We start from the raw sequence: 15,532 nt of genomic DNA on the forward strand, positions 1-15,532 counted from the left end.
ATGTCCCAAACGACATTGCCCGAGTGCCAGACGCTGCTGCTGCGCCGCGACGGCTGGCGCCTGCACGTCACGCTGAACCGGCCCGAGGCGCGCAACGCGATGTCGTTCGCCATGGTCCACGAGCTGCAGGCGGTGTTCGCCGCGATCGCGGGCGACCGCGAGGTGCGGGCGGTGCTCCTGCGCGGCGCCGGGGGCAACTTCTGCGCCGGCGGTGACATCAAGGACATGGCCGGCGCCCGCGGGGCCGAGCCGGGCCCCGACGGCAAGGATCCGCTGGCGACGACCAACCGGATCTTCGGCGCGATGCTGCAGCAGATCGAGGACGCCCCGCAGGCGGTCGTCGCGGTGCTCGAGGGCGCGGTCATGGGCGGCGGCTTCGGCCTGTGCTGCGTCAGCGACGTCGCCGTCGCCGTCGACGATTCCAAGCTGCGCCTGCCCGAGACCGGCCTCGGCGTGCCGCCGGCCCAGATCGCCCCGTTCATCGTCCGCCGCGTCGGCTACAGCGCAGCGCGCCGGCTCGCGGTCACCGGCGGGGCGCTCGGCCCCGACGAGGGGCTGCGCCTCGGGCTGGTCCACCACGTGACCGATCGGGCAGGTCTCGAGGGACAGGTGGCGAAGGTCCTGGCCGACATCGGCCGCTGCGCCCCCGAGGCGGTCGCCACCACCAAGCGGCTGGTCCTGGCCGCCAGCGGGGCGCCGCACGGCGACGCCCTGTCCGCCCTGCTCGACGTCGCCGCCGACGAATTCGCCCGCGCCGCCCGCGGCTCCGAGGGCGTCGAGGGCATGCTCGCATTCATTCAGAAGCGCAACGCCGCCTGGAACGACCAATGACCTTCTCCACGATCCTGATCGCCAACCGCGGCGAGATCGCCTGCCGGATCATCCGCACCGCCCACGCCCTCGGCTACCGCACCGTCGCCGTCTACAGCGACGCCGACGCCGGCGCCCCGCACGTCGGCCTGGCCGATCGCGCGGTCCGGATCGGTCCGCCGCCGGTGCGCGAGTCGTACCTGAACGTCGCGGCGCTGCTCGCCGCGGCCAGGCAGGCCGGCGCCGACGCGGTCCACCCGGGCTACGGCTTCCTGTCGGAGAACGACGGCTTCGCCCAGGCGGTGCTCGACGCAGGCCTCGTGTTCATCGGCCCGTCGCCGGCGGCGATCCGGGCGATGGGCAACAAGGCCGCGGCCAAGCGGGCGATGATCGCCGCCGGGGTCCCGTGCATTCCTGGCTTTCAGGACAGCAGCGACGACGGCCAGTCCGCCGCGCGCCTGACCGCCGAGGCCGAGCGCATCGGCCTGCCGCTGCTGATCAAGGCGGCGGCCGGCGGCGGCGGCCGCGGCATGCGGATGGTCCGCGACTGGGACGGGCTACCGGCGGCGCTGGCGTCGGCGCGCAGCGAGGCCGAGAGCGCGTTCGGCAGCAGCGAGCTGATCCTCGAGCGCGCGCTCACCAGCGGCCGCCACGTCGAGATCCAGGTGTTCGGCGACAGCCACGGCCATGCGATTCACCTCGGCGAGCGCGACTGCTCGGTCCAGCGTCGCCACCAGAAGGTCGTCGAGGAGTCGCCGTCGCCGGCCGTGACGCCGGCCCTGCGCGCCGAGATGGGCGCCGCCGCGGTGCTCGCCGCGCGCTCGATCGACTACGTCGGCGCCGGCACCGTCGAGTTCATGCTCGACGCCGACGGCAAGTTCTACTTCCTCGAGATGAACACGCGCCTGCAGGTCGAGCACCCGGTCACCGAGCTGGTCACCGGCCTCGACCTGGTGGCCTGGCAGCTGCGGGTGGCCGCGGGCGAGCCGCTGCCGCTGGCGCAGGAGCAGATCGAGCTGCGCGGCCACGCGATCGAGGTCCGCCTCTACGCCGAAGATCCGTACGCCGGCTACCTGCCCCAGGCCGGCGAGGTCGTCGCCTGGCAGCCCGCCAGCGGCGACGGCGTGCGCGTCGACCACGGCCTCCACCGCCAGCAGACGGTGTCGCCGTTCTACGACCCGATGATCGCCAAGGTCATCAGCCACGGCCGCACCCGCGACGAGGCTCGCCGCCGCCTGGTGAGCGCGCTCGGCCGCAGCGTCCTGCTCGGCCTGGCCAACAACAAGCGCTTCCTCGCCGATATCCTCGAGCACCCGGTGTTCGCCGCCGGCGGCGCGACCACCCGCTTCCTCGACGAGCACCTGCCCGCGCCCGCGCGGCCCGAGCCCGACGCGCGCGCGTGGGCGATCGCCGCCGCGATCTGGACTTTGGGACATGTCCGCGGGGACTACAGCCCGTGGCGCAGCGCCGGCCGGGCCGCGTTCCCCCTGACCCTTCGGACAGGTGAACGCGAGCGCGAGCTGGCCGTCGACCTCGACCCCGGCGGCATCACCACCGTCACCGTCGACGGCGTCGCCCTGCCGGTGCGCCTGCTCGGGCGCGACGGCGTGGTCTTCCGCGTGCTGGTCGGCGAGGTGCAAGAGACCGTGCACGCCGCGGTGGTCGGCGAGCGCCTGTTCCTCGACGCGCGCGGCGTGCAGGCCGAGTTCACCGAGCCGCCGCCGAAGGGCGCCGCGCCCGAGGCCGAGGTCGGCGGCGACGGCAACCTGCTCGCGCCCACCAGCGGCCGCGTGGTCGCGGTGCACGTACAGGTCGGCGACCGCGTCCGTCGCGGCCAGACGCTGGTCACCCTCGAAGCGATGAAGATCGAGAACGCCCTCGCGGTCGCCATCGCCGGCGTCGTCACCGAGGTCAAGGTGAAGCCCGGCGATCAGGTCCCGCAAGGCCGCCTCCTCGCAGTCGTCACCCCGGACGACGGCCCCGAGCCCGCCGCCGCCTCCGCCGCCGCGTAGGCGTGCTAAGGTGCAGTCATGGACCCCGCGCGCATCCTCGACGAAGCGATGGCCCTGCCCCCCGAACAGCGCCGCGAGCTGGCGCTGCGGCTGCTCGACAGCGTCGAGGAGCCGAGCTCGCCGGAGGTCGAGGAGGCCCAGTATCAGGAGGTCCTCCGTCGCCTCCGTGACGTCGAGGAGGGCAAGGAGAAGCTGGTCGACTGGGAGGATGTCGATGCCGAACTGCGCGCCAAGATCGCGAGCCACGGCACCTGAATCATGCAAGATCCCGAGGTCGTCGTCCGCCTGTCTCACCGCGCCGCCCACGATCTCGATCGCGCCGTCGATTATTATCTGTCCCAAAGACCAGGCCTCGCCCAGCGCCTCCTCGCCGCGGTCGGCGACGAGATCCAGGAGATTCGGCGAGCGCCAGCCCGCTGGGCCGTCTGGCGCACGCCGGATCTGCGACGCATCCTCGTCGCCGGCTTCCCCTACGTCCTCGTCTATCGCATCACCTCGCCGGGTCAGGTGCTCGTCCTGGCGATCCTTCATCAGCACCAGGACCCCAGGCGTCGCTTCCCGCCATGACCGACGAGCGTATCCACCTGCCTGCGCCGTCCGCCCCTCCTGCCATCGCCCACGAGGACGCGTGGCTCGCCGAGATCGAGCGACGCCGACGCGCGGTCGAGTCCGGCCTCGAGGCCACCGTCGACCACGAAGAAGCCCTCGCCTTCATCTTCGCCTCGCCTCGCGCCCGTCCATCGCCCTCTCGATGATCCTCGCCTGGACCTCGCCATGACCCACGACAAAGCGATCGTCACCTGCGCCCTCACCGGCGTGCTCACCAATCCCAAGCAGCACCCCGTGCCTGTCACGCCGGAGGAGCTCGCGCGCGCCGCCCGGCAGGCGCGGGACGCCGGCGCCTCGGTCGTGCACGTCCACTTTCGCCGCCAGGAGCCCGGCATGGGCTTTCTGCCGTCGTGGGAGCCCGAGGTCGCCATCGCCGTGCGCGAGGCCATCCGCGCCGAGTGTCCCGAGCTCATCTTCAACATGACCACCGGCGTCGTCGGCGACGACATCAGCGGCCCGGTCGCTTGCATGCGCGCCATCAGGCCCGAGATCGCCGCTTGCAACGCTGGCAGCCTCAACTACCTCAAGGCCAAGAGCGACGGCACCTGGGCCTGGCCGCCGATGGTGTTCGACAACCCCGTCGACAAGGTAAAGGCCTTCCTCGACGTCATGGCCGAGTGCGGCACGGCGCCCGAGTTCGAGTGCTTCGACCTCGGCATCGTCCGCTCGGTCGGCCTCTTCGTCGACGTCGGCCTCGCCAGGCACCCGCACTACAACTTCGTCACTGGCGTCGCCTCCGGCATGCCGACCGACCCCGACCTGCTGCCGTTCCTGCTCAAGTACATCAAGCCCGGCTCGCGCTGGGAGGTCACCGCCATCGGCCGCGAGGAGATCTGGGCCATCCATCGCCGCACCGCCGAGCTCGGGGGCGACCTGCGAACTGGCCTCGAGGACACCTTCTATTTGCCTGACGGCAGCCGCGCCGACAGCAACGGCCGCCTCATCGAAGCCCTCGTCGCCAGCGCCCGCGAGGTCGGCCGCGAGATCGCCTCGCCCGCCGAAGCGCGCCAGCGCATGCACCTCGCGGTTTGAAATTCACGCCGTCCGATCGGCGACGCAGCGATCGATCGACGCCGCCCGGGCGCGTCATTCGGTCGTCGCCGCATTCGCCTGTCGCCGTCGTCATCGTAGCATTCGGCGCGGCCCCGATGTCCTCGCCGCATTCGCCCGCCTGCGGCCGCCGTCCCCCGGCTGCGCCGTGCCCGACGCCGGCCGCACCGTGATAAAGTCACCGGCAAAATGCCCGTCCTCGACGACGCCGACCGCGAGGCCTTGCGCGGCACCCTGCGCGCCTTCATCGAGCGCGAGGTCCTGCCGCACATCGAGGCCTGGGAGGAGGCCGGCAGCTTCCCGCGCGAGCTCTACCACCGCGCCGGTGAGCTCGGCTTGCTCGGCCTCGGCTTCCCCGAGGACCTCGGCGGCAGCCCCGGCGACAGCACCTCGCTCATCATCCTCTGCGAGGAGTTCGCGCGCACCGGCAGCGGCGGCCTCATCGCCGGCCTGTTCTCGCACGGCATCGGCCTGCCGCCGATCGTCAACCTCGGCACCGACGCGCAGCAGCGGCGCTTTGTCCCCGACGTGCTCGCCGGCCGCAAGATCGCCGCGCTCGCCGTCACCGAGCCGTCCGGCGGCTCCGACGTCGCCAACCTCAAGACCACCGCCCGCCGCGACGGCGACAGCTACGTCGTGCACGGCAGCAAGACCTTCATCACCTCCGGCATGCGCGCCGACCTCGTCACCGTCGCCGTGCGCACCGGTCCGCCTGGCCTCGGCGGCATCTCGCTGCTGGTCGTCGAGGCCGGCACGCCCGGCTTCACCCGCACCGCGCTCGACAAGAAGATGGGCTGGTGGTGCAGCGACACCGCCACCCTCTACTTCGACGACTGCCGGGTCCCCGCGGACAACCTGCTCGGCGAGGAGAACGGCGGCTTCCTCGGCATCATGCAGAACTTCAACCGCGAGCGGCTCACGCTCGCGGCCATGGCCGTCGCCTTCGCCCAGGTCTGCCTCGACGACGCGATCGCCTACGCCCGCCAGCGTGAGACCTTCGGCAAGCCGCTCGTCACCCGCCAGGTCATCCGCCACAAGCTCGTCGACATGGCCACGCGGATCCACCCGGTGCGGACCTGGCTGTATCAGCTCGCCGCGCGCATCGACGCCGGCGAGTGGCCGATCGCCGAGATTTGCATGCTCAAGAACGCGGCGACCCAGTGCGTCGAGTTCTGCGCCAAGGAGGGCGTGCAGATCTTCGGTGGCGCCGGCTTCATGCGCGGCGCGCGGGTCGAGCGGATCTACCGCGAGACCCGGGTCCTCGCCATCGGCGGTGGCGCCGAGGAGATCATGAAGGACCTCGCCGCCAAGCAAATGGGACTCTAGACAATCACTCGCCAGGAGCACGCCATGGCCCACGACACCATCCCTGCCCGCTTCCTCGCCCGCGGCCAGGCCCACCCCGACAGACCGGCCTATTACGTGCGCAAGGACGGCGCCTGGCGCCCGACTCGCTGGCGCGAGTACAACGACCAGGTCCGCCGCGCCGCGCGGGCCATGATCGGCCTCGGCCTGCAGCCCGGCCAGGGCGTCTGCATCCTCTCGTACAACCGCGCCGAGTGGGCCATCACCGCCTTCGCCGCCATGGCCGCCGGCGGCGTCCCGGCCGGTATCTACACCACCTGCTCCGCCGGCGAGGTGCAGTACATCGTCCACCACGCCGAGGCCCCGCTGGTGGTCGTCGAGGACCGCGCGCAGTACGACAAGCTGGCCGCGCAGCGCGACAAGCTGCCGGGCCTGCGCCACATCGTCGTCCTGCAGGGCGCGGAGGCCATCGGCGACCCGCTGGTCCTCTCGTGGGAGCAGTTCCTCGCCCGCGCCGACGCCGTCGCCGAGGCCGCGCTGAGCGAGCGCCTGGCGAACCTCCACGAGGACGACACCAGCACGTACATCTACACCTCCGGCACCACCGGCCCGCCCAAGGCCGTCATGCTGTCGCACAAGAGCGTGCTGTGGACCACCGAGGTGCTCCTCGAGCTGGTCGAGAACAACCCGGACGATCGCCTGCTGTCGTACTTGCCGCTGTCGCACATCGCCGAGCAGATGCTCTCGATGCACGGCCCCGCCTGCTGCGGCTACGCCGTCTACTGGGCCGAGGCGCTCGAGCGCGTGCCCGACAACCTCAAGGAGGCCCAGCCGACCGTCTTCTTCGGCGTGCCGCGGATCTGGGAGAAGTTCCACGCCGCCGTCGCCGCGCGCCTGTCCCAGACGACAGGTCCCAAGAAACAGCTCGTCGACTGGGCCACCGGCGTCGCCCGCCGCTACCACGCCCTCGCCACCCGCGGCCGGCCGGTCCCGCTGGTCCTGCGGGCCCAGTACCAGCTGGCGCGGCGCCTCGTGTTCACCAAGCTGAAGACCGCGCTCGGCCTCGGCAGCGTGCGCGCCTGCGTGTCCGGGGCCGCGCCGATCGCCGCCCACGTGCTCGAGTTCTTCGCCGGCCTCGACCTCGTCGTCGCCGAGGTCTACGGCCAGAGCGAGGACTGCGGCCCGACCACCCTCAACATCCCCGGCGCCACCAAGCTCGGCAGCGTCGGCCGCCCCATCCCTGGCCTCGAGGTCAGGCTCGGCGAGGACGGCGAGATCCTCGTGCGCGGCCCCAGCGTGTTCAAGGGCTACTTCAAGGACCCGGCCGCCACCGACGAGGCGCTGCAGGACGGCTGGCTGCACTCCGGCGACCTCGGGGCCTTCGACGCCGACGGCTTCCTCTCGATCACCGGGCGCAAGAAGGAGATCATCATCACCGCTGGCGGCAAGAACATCGCCCCCAAGAACCTCGAGGCCGCGCTCAAGGAGAGCCCGCTGATCGAGGAGGCGGTGGTGATCGGCGACCGCCGCAAGTTCCTCGGGGCCCTGCTGGCGATCGACCGCGCCGCCGCGGCCCGGTGGTTAGAGGGCCAGGGCCAGCCCGCCGACGAGCCGCTGCACGACAGCCCGGCGCTGCTCGCCGAGATCGGCAAGTGGGTCGAGAAGTCCGGCGAGCAGTTCGCCCGCGTCGAGCAGGTGCGCCGGTTCAAGCTGCTGCCGCGCAGCCTCGGCGCCGACCACGGCGAGCTCACGCCGACGCTCAAGCTCAAGCGCAAGGTCATCGAGAAGCAGTGGGCCGACCTCGTCGAGGCCATGTACGAGGGCGCCGACTGATCAGGGCACCGTCACCAGCACGCCCTGACTCTCGACGTTGTGTTTGCCGGCGGCGGTGATCGCCCATGTCCCCGGGGACAGGTCGATGCTCGTCGTCTCGGCCGGGACGACGCGGTCGATCACGTACTCCTGGCCCGCCTGGGCGTAGACCACCCAGGCGCGCAGGCTGTCCGGGGCCGCGTGCGACAGCGACGCCTGCGCCCCGGTCAGCGTCACCGTCGGCGGCGCCACGACCTCGTCGGTCAGCGCCGCGATCGGCGGCGTCAGGGCCGGGGTCGCGTAGAACTCGGCCTTGAACGCGTCGGTGACCCCGAGCAGGTTGTCCTGCAGCGGCGCGATCTGGAAGAAGATGTTGCCCTGCGAGCCCGACTCCGCGTATTCGCGGCTGAGCACGATCTCCTGCTTGAACTCCTCGAGCGACCACTTGTCCTCGGTGCCGAGCTTGCTGAGGTAGTTGCCGGCGAAGATGTAGCGCCCGCCGGTGGTGATGCTCGACCACCACGCGATCAGCTTGCCGTAGGCCTGGGCCGCCTGGGTCGTCGGCCAGTACAGCTGCGGCGCCAGGTAATCGAGCCAGCCCTCTTGCATCCACAGCAGCGGATCGGCGTAGAGGCCCTCGTATTGATCGAAGCCGACGATGCCCTCGGGGATCCCTGGCCGGTAGATGCCGAACGGGCTGATGCCATAGCGGACGTGCGGCGCCAGGTCGGCGACCGTGATGCCGACCGCCTCGACCATCGCGTTGACGTTGTCGCGCCGCCAGTCGGCCCGCGACAGCTGCCCGCCGCTGCCCTGATAGGCCTCCCACGTCTTGTCGTCGGGGAAGTCTTCGCCGTCGACCGGGTACGGATAGAAGTAATCGTCGAAGTGGACGCCGTCGATGTCGTAGCGGCCCACGAGATCAGCGACGACCGCCAGCAATAGGTCCTGCACCTCCTTCGCGCCCGGGTCCATCCAAAGGAACGTCGAGTACGCGTAGGCGTACTGCGGCAGCAGGGACGCGACGTGATTGGCGGCCAGCGGGTGGTTGGCGTTGGCCTTGGCGCGGTACGGATTGAGCCAGGCGTGGACCTCGATGCCGCGGGCGTGGCCCTCGTCGACCAGGAATTGCAGCGGGTCGACCCCGGGATCCTCCCCTTGTTCGCCTGTGAGGTAACGGCTCCACGGCTCCAGGTCCGACGAATAGAGCGCGTCGCATTCCGGCCTGACCTGGAACACCACGGCATTGAGGCCCGCTGCCTGCACGGTATCGAGGATCGCCAGCAGCTCGTCCTGCATCGCCGTCGCCGACAGCCCGGTCGCGCTGGGGAAGTTGATGTTCGAGACCGTCGCCACCCACACCGCCCGGAACTCGCGGGTATGGCTGACCACCACCAGCTCCTGCGGCTCGCCGCCGGTCGTGCCGCTGCTGGTGCTCTCGTCGCCGCTGGTCGGCTCGTTCGTCGTCGGGTCGCCGGTCGCTGGCACATCGGAGGTCGTCGCGGTGCCCGGCGAATCGGTCGTGTTCGCGCTCGACGTCGCGGCTTCGGTGGTCGAGGAAGGCTCTTCGCCGCAGCCGGAGAGCGCCGCCAAGCCGACCACAAATGACAATCCTGCTGAGCGAAACAGCGCCATGCGTCCCTATAACACGACCACGCCGGCCCGGAGATTTCCAGGCCGGGAGGCCGGGCAAGCGGGCCGCAAATGTGGGCGAACGCGCTTGCGTTCACCGTCACAATTCTCCCCCGCGGGGCTTGCGTTGAGTAGGATGCCGCCCATGCGCAAGCACCCCTCTCGCATTTTCGCGGCCGTCGCGGCCGTCGGCCTCAGCGCCTCCCTGAGCGCTTGTTCGGTGAAGCCCGGCGAATACCGGATCTACAAGATCACCGCTCTGCCCCAGCAGATGGGCGCCGACTGCGGCACGAACCCCGATCCGCGTGACTCGACCACGTTCTTCGGCGCCAGCACGATCCAGATCTTCGCCACCGACCCCGACGATTACTTCCTCGAGTACGGCACCGACGTGATCATCGGTTCGCGCTCCGGCACCGATTACACCTTTGAAGGCGACGAGGTCCTGGTCGAGGACCCGATCGACGGCACCACCGTCACGACCACGCGCAGCCTCGACGTCGCCATCTCGATCAAGGGCTACAAGATCACCGCCGACTACGTCTCCTTCACCTCGACGGTGTGCGGCGGCAACTGTGACGGCTTCGAGAACGCCCAGTGCACCGTCACCGGCTCGTTCTTCGGCGCCGAGCTGAAGGACGTCGAGCTCGAGCGGCCGGTCTGAGCCCCCCTCTCAGAACAGCCCGTGAAGCGGTCCGCTCGGGGCCGCCCATTCGAGGACTCGGCGGGTCACCGCCGGGTCCTCGATCAATTGCGGGGCGTGGTGCGGCTTGCGGCGGGCGTCGATCACCAGCGCGCCCTCGCAGCCCCAGTGCTTGTGGACCGTGCGCGCCGCGACCCCGTCGATGTCGACCGCCGGGTTCATGCGGGTGAACGTCGCCCACAAGAAGTTGTTGAGCGTGCGCGCCGCGAACTCGCTGTCGTCGACCAGCACCACCAGCGGGAAGCCGGCCATCGGATCGTTCGGCGCCAGCGCGGCGCAGAACCGCTGCAGCGCCCCGTCGCCGGGCACCGTGCACTCCGGGCTCGTCACCGCCAGCACCCCGGGCATGCACACGCGCGGGTCCGAGAAGCCCGCCGGCAGCCGCAGCTCGGCCGGCACCTCCGTCGCCAGCGCGCGGCGGGGCGCCCCGACGGCCGCGATCACCACCTTGCTGCCGACATTGAGCCCGCCGCCCGAGTAGTCGAGCGTGTCGATGGTCGTCTCGGTGTGGAAATGCAGGTCGCGGCGCCAGTCGACGCGCTCGAGGACATGTCCGAAGAAACCTGTCACATCGTGCAGGTCGAGGTTCGGCGCGTCGTCGGCCGCGGCGATGATGAGCACTTTGGCCAGCGACATCTGGCCCTGGCCGAGGATCGCGCTGGCCTGCGTCAGCAGCTCGGCGGGGCGGTCGCGCGGGGCGTAGGGCGTGTAGCGCTCGCTGCCGAGGGCCAGCAGCAGCGGGTGGACCCCGGCCGCGTCGACCGCATGGACCGCCTGCACCCCGGGGATCACCGCCGGGATCGCCGGCCCCGTGATCTCGTGGATGATCGCGCCGAATTGCGTGTCCTCTTGCGGCGGCCGCCCGACCACCGTAAACGGCCAGATCGCGTCCTCGCGGGCGTACACCTTGTCGACCCGCAGCACCGGGAAATCGTGCGTCAGGCTGTAGTAGCCGAGGTGGTCGCCGAACGGCCCCTCGGGCAGGCGCAGCTCGGGGTCGACGGTGCCGCAGATGACGAAGTCGGCCTCGCCGGCGAACGGCAGCGCACCTGGCCTTTGGACCATGCGCACCCGTCGCCCCGCCAGCGCCCCCGCGAACGCCAGCTCCGGCAGCCCCTCGGGCAGGGGCATCACCGCCGCCAGCGCCATCGCTGGCGGGCCGCCGACGAAGATGTTGACGCGCAGCGGCTCGCCCTTGCGGATCGCCGCCGCGTGGTGGACCCCGATCCCGCGGTGGATCTGGTAGTGCAGCCCGATCTGGCGGTCCTGCGCGTAGCGGTTGCCGCCCAGCTGGACGCGGTACATCCCGAGGTTGCTCTTCATCCACCCGGGCTTGTCGGGGTCCTCGCTGTAGACCTGCGGCAGGGTGATGAACGGCCCGCCGTCGCGCGGCCACGAGACCTGCTGCGGCAGGTCGGAGATCCGGATCTCGCGCGCCATGACGGGCCCGGAGCCGACGAACTTCGGCCGCGCGTGCCAGCCCGTGCGGAGCAGGCCCAGGTAGCGCCACGGCCGACGCATCACCGCCCCGGGGTCGCCGCGCAGGGCCACCAATTGCTTCACCTGCGCCAGCGTGTCGCGAAAAATGAACTGTGTGCGGGCGGCCGTCCCGAACAGGTTGCTCACCATCGGGAATCCGCTGCCCTTGACCCGCGTGAACAGCAGCGCCGGACCGCCGGCCGCGAAGACGCGGCGCTGGATCTCCGCCGCCTCGAGGTTCGGGTCCACCTCGACATCGACGCGCGCGAGGTGACCGTGCCGCTCGAGGTCGGTCACACACGCGCGCAGCGATCGATAAGCGCTCATTCCGCCGTCGTGGCAGGGGCCTCGGCGCCTGTCTTTCGAGACAGGCGCCGGGGCGCTCGCATCACATGCAGACCGAGCCGACCAGCGCGCCCATGTCGAGGTCGACCGCCGGGTCGCTGCACTGCTGGCCCATCGGGCAGTCCGAGTCGGCGTTGCACTCGCCGCAGACGCCGAGCTTGAGCAGGCCCATCACGCTGGCCTCGCCGCAGAAGCCCGACTCGCAGGCCTTGTTGCCGGCCGGGTTGCCGCCGTCGTCCTCGAGCGAGCAGCCGAGGTTGGCGGGGACCGAGCCGTCGGCGACGCAGTCGAGCTTGCCCTTGAAGTTGGGCACGTCGTAGGTCGGGCTGCAGTTGGCCAGGCCGGCGTCGGTGCAGTCGGCGTTGACCTTGCACTGGCCGCAGGTGGCGACGGTGATGATGCCGGGGACCTCGAGCAGGGTCCCGCAGATGCCGTTCTCGGCCTCGACGCAGACCTCGTCGCTCATGCAGCCCTCGCCAGCGGCGCCATCGTTGCAGGTCGCGCCGACGCCGGCGATCGGGTTCGGCACGGAGCAGCCGCCGGGGGCGCAGTCGGCATCGGCGAGGCACTCGCCGCAGAAGCCGCCGAGCGCGGGGACCACGAAGCACTTCTCGGTGTCGCAGCCGCAGCCCGACGAGTCGGTGCACGGGCTGTTGACCGGCTGGTCCTCCATGTCCTGGCACAGCGAGCCGGTCGTGACCGTCGTCGCGGTGGTGGTGGTGGAGGTCGTCGGCTCGTCGGTGGTCGCGGCGGTCTCGGTGCCGGACTCGGTGCCGGTGGGCTCCGGGTTCGTGGTCGTCGGCGTGTTGGTCGTCGTCGAGTCGCCCATCGTCGCGTCGGTCGTCGTCGGCGCGGTGGTCGCGTCGGTGGCCGAGGCGGAGTCGCCCCTGTCGTCGCCGCAGGCGGTGGTGGTCAAGGAAAGCGCCAGCGCGCTGGCGAAGAGGAAGCGCAGGTTGGTACAGGTCATCGCGGTCTCCGTGGGGGCGTCCCCCAACTCGATAGGATCAAACTCGAAACAGGATTTAGAGAACCAGGGTCCGCAGCCCCGCAGGGCGGACGGAGCGCCCCCGCAGGAGCTGCAGGAGCAAGGATCGGGCCCGGCGGGCCGTGCAGGAACCAGGGGTTCAGCCGCAAGAGTACACGGTTCAGGATCGGCAGACCGCCAGGGCCGGGGAGCGGGCGGCCATCAAGGCCGTGGGACGTGAAGCGATCGTCATGGAACGGGGCTCTGGCGGCCCGACTCGGGGATCTTCGCCTTACTACTCCGCTCCTCCATGCCGGCGCAAGTCCCCGCCGAAAGCGCCCGCGAACCGCGCAACTGCAGCGCATTCGGGCGCGTATGCGCCGCGTCTCGAGCTAGAGTGGCGAGTGATGAACCCCACCGTTCGCTGCGGCCTCATCCAGTGCAGTAATCCCATCAACGACGAGAGCGTCCCGGTCAAGGAGATCCAGCAGGCCATGCTCGACAAGCACCTGCCCTTCCTGAAGGAAGCCGGCCGGCGCGGCGTGCAGATCCTCTGCCTGCAAGAGATCTTCAACGGACCGTACTTCTGCCCGGGTCAAGACCGTCGCTGGTACGCGGCCGCCGAGCCGATTCCGGGGCCCACGACCGCGCTGATGCAGGAGTACGCGAAGTCGCTCGGCATGGCGATCGTCGTCCCGCTCTACGAGGAGGCGATGCGCGGCGTCTACTACAACACCGCGGCCGTGGTCGACGCCGACGGCACATACCTCGGCAAGTACCGCAAGCAGCACATCCCGCAGACCTCGGGGTTCTGGGAGAAGTTCTTCTTCAAGCCCGGTGACCTCGGGTACCCGGTCTTCCGCACGCAGTTCGCGACCATCGGGGTCTACATTTGCTACGACCGCCACTTCCCGGAGGGGGCCCGCGCCCTCGGGCTCAACGGCGCCGAGATCGTGTTCAACCCGAGCGCGACGGTGGCGGGTCTGAGCCAGTACCTGTGGAAGCTGGAGCAGCCGGCGCACGCGGTGGCCAACGGCTACTACGTCGGCGCGATCAACCGCGTCGGCACCGAGGCGCCGTGGAACATCGGCAAGTTCTACGGCCACAGCTACTTCGTCGACCCGCGCGGCAAGTTCCTCGCCGAGGCCAGCGAGGACCAGGACGAGCTCGTGGTCGCCGATCTCGACCTCGCGGTGATCGACGAGGTCCGCCAGACCTGGCAGTTCTACCGCGACCGCCGCCCCGAGACCTACGGCGACCTCACCAAGCTGTGAGCGCCCGCCGTCCGCTTTCTTGAGCCCCTGTCCCCCGCGAGGTCTCGCATGCCCGGCATCGTCGTCCGCAACGGTCAAGTCGTCACCGCCCTCGATCAATTCGTCGCCGACATTTACTGCGAGGACGGCAAGATCGTCGCCGTCGGCGAGAACCTCGAGGTCCCCGCCGGCACCGAGGTCATCGACGCCTCCGGGCAGCTCGTCATGCCGGGCGGCATCGACGCTCACACGCACATGGAGCTGCCGTTCATGGGCACCGTCAGCTCCGACGATTTCTTCACCGGCACCGCCGCCGGGGTCGCCGGCGGCACCACCTCGATCATCGACTTCATCATCCCGAGCCGCAACCAGAGCCTCATCGAGGCCCGCGACTTCTGGATGAACAACGCCAAGAAGGCCTGCGCCGACTACGGCTTCCACATGGCCGTGACCTGGTACGGCGAGCAGGTCGAGCAGGAGATGCGCCGCGTCTACCGCGAGGACGGCATCTCCTCGTTCAAGGTCTTCATGGCCTACACCGGCGCGATCGGGGTCGACGACGACGAGATGATCGGCGTCATCGACACCGCCGCCGACCTCGGCGCCCTCGTCACCGCCCACTGCGAGCACGGCCTCGCCGTGCAGGCGCTGCAGCGCAAGCTGGTCGCCCAGGGCAAGACCAGCCCGCGCCACCACGCCGAGAGCCGGCCGTCATGGGTCGAGGGCGAGGCGACCAACCGCGCGATCATGCTGGCGCGCTGCTCGGGCCAGCCGATCTACATCGTCCACCTGACCTGCAAGGAGTCGCTCGACGCGGTCGTGCGCGCCCGCCAGGAGGGCCAGCTCGTCTACGTCGAGACCTGCCCGCAGTACCTGCTGCTCGACGACAGCGTCTACGACAAGCCCGACTTCGAGGGCGCGGCCTACGTCATGAGCCCGCCGATCCGCCCCAAGGGCCACCAGGAGGCGCTGTGGCACGCGCTGTCGTGCGGCCTCATCCACCACGTCGCCACCGACCACTGCCCGTTCCGCCAACATGACCAAAAGGTCATGGGCCTGCACGACTTCACCAAGATCCCCAACGGCGCCGCCGGCATCGAGAATCGCATCGCCCTGATGTACACCTACGGCGTCGCCACCGGCCGGCTCACGCTGAACCAGCTGGTCGACGTCTGCTGCACCCAGCCGGCCAAGATCTTCGGCCTCTACCCGCGCAAGGGCGCGATCCGGGTCGGCGCCGACGCCGACCTGTTCACCTACGACCCCGCCGCCTCGTCGACGATCAGCGCCCGCACCCACCACCAGCGGGTCGACCGCAACATCTTCGAGGGCTTCGCCATCCGCGGCGCCGTCACCAACACCGTGGTCGCCGGCAAGCTCGCGTTCACCGGCGGCGAGCTCCGCGTCGAGCGCGGCGCCGGCCGCTACCTCCACCGCGTGTGAGGTTTTGGCTGGCCGATCGGCCATGTCCTGGAAGACAGGCCCACTTCAGCCTGTCCTTTTAGCCATGTGCGCTCGCCGGCGCGCAACGGCTCGCACGCGGGGCATGGCGCACCCG

The 15,532-nt window shown here is 70.6% G+C and carries 14 protein-coding genes; 11 read left to right on the forward strand and 3 right to left on the reverse strand.

Annotated features, from left to right (window positions below):
• The 8 genes from POL25_RS08210 to POL25_RS08245 all read left to right on the forward strand — a co-directional run bounded on the left by POL25_RS08210 (position 1) and on the right by POL25_RS08245 (position 7,619).
• Positions 1–831, forward strand: coding sequence for an enoyl-CoA hydratase/isomerase family protein (locus POL25_RS08210; RefSeq protein WP_272085358.1), 831 nt, complete (start codon positions 1–3; stop codon positions 829–831).
• Positions 828–2,822 carry an ATP-binding protein gene (locus POL25_RS08215; RefSeq protein ID WP_272085359.1) on the forward strand — a complete coding sequence of 665 codons (1,995 nt, stop codon included), beginning with the start codon at positions 828–830 and terminating at the stop codon, positions 2,820–2,822. The genes POL25_RS08210 and POL25_RS08215 overlap by 4 nt, the downstream gene beginning before the upstream one ends.
• Before the next feature lie 18 nt (positions 2,823–2,840).
• Positions 2,841–3,077 carry an addiction module protein gene (locus POL25_RS08220; protein WP_272085360.1) on the forward strand — a complete coding sequence of 79 codons (237 nt, stop codon included), beginning with the start codon at positions 2,841–2,843 and terminating at the stop codon, positions 3,075–3,077.
• A gap of 3 nt (positions 3,078–3,080) precedes the next feature.
• On the forward strand, positions 3,081–3,389 hold the full coding sequence (locus tag POL25_RS08225) for a type II toxin-antitoxin system RelE/ParE family toxin (RefSeq protein WP_272085361.1): 309 nt from the start codon (positions 3,081–3,083) through the stop codon (positions 3,387–3,389).
• Positions 3,386–3,577 (forward strand): addiction module protein, encoded by a 192-nt coding sequence (locus POL25_RS08230; protein ID WP_272085362.1) that lies wholly within the window; start codon positions 3,386–3,388, stop codon positions 3,575–3,577. The genes POL25_RS08225 and POL25_RS08230 overlap by 4 nt, the downstream gene beginning before the upstream one ends.
• 19 nt (positions 3,578–3,596) lie before the next feature.
• Positions 3,597–4,463, forward strand: a complete 867-nt coding sequence (locus POL25_RS08235) for a beta-keto acid cleavage family enzyme (RefSeq protein ID WP_272085363.1) — start codon at positions 3,597–3,599, stop codon at positions 4,461–4,463.
• Positions 4,464–4,670: 207 nt separating this feature from the next.
• Positions 4,671–5,807 carry an acyl-CoA dehydrogenase family protein gene (locus tag POL25_RS08240; protein WP_272085364.1) on the forward strand — a complete coding sequence of 379 codons (1,137 nt, stop codon included), beginning with the start codon at positions 4,671–4,673 and terminating at the stop codon, positions 5,805–5,807.
• 24 nt (positions 5,808–5,831) lie between these two features.
• Complete coding sequence (locus POL25_RS08245) at positions 5,832–7,619, forward strand: AMP-dependent synthetase/ligase (protein WP_272085365.1); 1,788 nt, start codon at positions 5,832–5,834, stop codon at positions 7,617–7,619.
• Here the strand turns inward: POL25_RS08245 and POL25_RS08250 are convergent, their stop codons facing one another.
• Entirely contained in the window at positions 7,620–9,200 is a 1,581-nt protein-coding gene (locus tag POL25_RS08250; RefSeq protein WP_272085366.1) for a glycoside hydrolase family 10-like protein, read from the reverse strand.
• A gap of 175 nt (positions 9,201–9,375) precedes the next feature.
• On the opposite strand from POL25_RS08250, the gene POL25_RS08255 reads away from it, so the two are divergent.
• Entirely contained in the window at positions 9,376–9,894 is a 519-nt protein-coding gene (locus tag POL25_RS08255) for a hypothetical protein (RefSeq protein WP_272085367.1), read from the forward strand.
• 9 nt (positions 9,895–9,903) lie between these two features.
• Here the strand turns inward: POL25_RS08255 and POL25_RS08260 are convergent, their stop codons facing one another.
• Together POL25_RS08260 and POL25_RS08265 are read right to left on the reverse strand one after the other, a co-directional pair.
• Positions 9,904–11,739, reverse strand: a complete 1,836-nt coding sequence (locus POL25_RS08260; RefSeq protein WP_272085368.1) for a UbiD family decarboxylase — start codon at positions 11,737–11,739, stop codon at positions 9,904–9,906.
• A gap of 61 nt (positions 11,740–11,800) precedes the next feature.
• A complete protein-coding gene (locus POL25_RS08265) occupies positions 11,801–12,724 on the reverse strand; it encodes a hypothetical protein (RefSeq protein WP_272085369.1) in 924 nt (307 codons plus the stop codon).
• A 404-nt stretch (positions 12,725–13,128) separates the two neighbouring features.
• Between POL25_RS08265 and POL25_RS08270 the strand changes: the two genes are divergently transcribed.
• Positions 13,129–13,995, forward strand: coding sequence for a nitrilase-related carbon-nitrogen hydrolase (locus POL25_RS08270; RefSeq protein WP_272085370.1), 867 nt, complete (start codon positions 13,129–13,131; stop codon positions 13,993–13,995).
• A 48-nt stretch (positions 13,996–14,043) separates the two neighbouring features.
• Positions 14,044–15,417: a dihydropyrimidinase gene (gene hydA / locus POL25_RS08275; protein ID WP_272085371.1), complete on the forward strand. Its 1,374-nt coding sequence runs from the start codon at positions 14,044–14,046 to the stop codon at positions 15,415–15,417.
• The last annotated feature ends 115 nt before the right edge of the window (positions 15,418–15,532 follow it).

Origin of the sequence: Nannocystis bainbridge (assembly GCF_028368995.1) — a bacterium.
Lineage (GTDB): Bacteria > Myxococcota_A > Polyangia > Nannocystales > Nannocystaceae > Nannocystis > Nannocystis bainbridge.

Excerpts from the sequence above, each read along its gene's own strand:
- POL25_RS08210 (WP_272085358.1), top strand. The coding sequence starts at position 1 with ATGTCCCAAACGACATTGCCCGAGTGCCAGACGCTGCTGCTGCGCCGC.
- POL25_RS08215 (WP_272085359.1), top strand. The coding sequence starts at position 828 with ATGACCTTCTCCACGATCCTGATCGCCAACCGCGGCGAGATCGCCTGC.
- POL25_RS08220 (WP_272085360.1), top strand. The coding sequence starts at position 2,841 with ATGGACCCCGCGCGCATCCTCGACGAAGCGATGGCCCTGCCCCCCGAA.
- POL25_RS08225 (WP_272085361.1), top strand. The coding sequence starts at position 3,081 with ATGCAAGATCCCGAGGTCGTCGTCCGCCTGTCTCACCGCGCCGCCCAC.
- POL25_RS08230 (WP_272085362.1), top strand. The coding sequence starts at position 3,386 with ATGACCGACGAGCGTATCCACCTGCCTGCGCCGTCCGCCCCTCCTGCC.
- POL25_RS08235 (WP_272085363.1), top strand. The coding sequence starts at position 3,597 with ATGACCCACGACAAAGCGATCGTCACCTGCGCCCTCACCGGCGTGCTC.
- POL25_RS08240 (WP_272085364.1), top strand. The coding sequence starts at position 4,671 with ATGCCCGTCCTCGACGACGCCGACCGCGAGGCCTTGCGCGGCACCCTG.
- POL25_RS08245 (WP_272085365.1), top strand. The coding sequence starts at position 5,832 with ATGGCCCACGACACCATCCCTGCCCGCTTCCTCGCCCGCGGCCAGGCC.
- POL25_RS08255 (WP_272085367.1), top strand. The coding sequence starts at position 9,376 with ATGCGCAAGCACCCCTCTCGCATTTTCGCGGCCGTCGCGGCCGTCGGC.
- POL25_RS08260 (WP_272085368.1), bottom strand. The coding sequence starts at position 11,739 with ATGAGCGCTTATCGATCGCTGCGCGCGTGTGTGACCGACCTCGAGCGG.
- POL25_RS08265 (WP_272085369.1), bottom strand. The coding sequence starts at position 12,724 with ATGACCTGTACCAACCTGCGCTTCCTCTTCGCCAGCGCGCTGGCGCTT.
- POL25_RS08270 (WP_272085370.1), top strand. The coding sequence starts at position 13,129 with ATGAACCCCACCGTTCGCTGCGGCCTCATCCAGTGCAGTAATCCCATC.
- hydA (WP_272085371.1), top strand. The coding sequence starts at position 14,044 with ATGCCCGGCATCGTCGTCCGCAACGGTCAAGTCGTCACCGCCCTCGAT.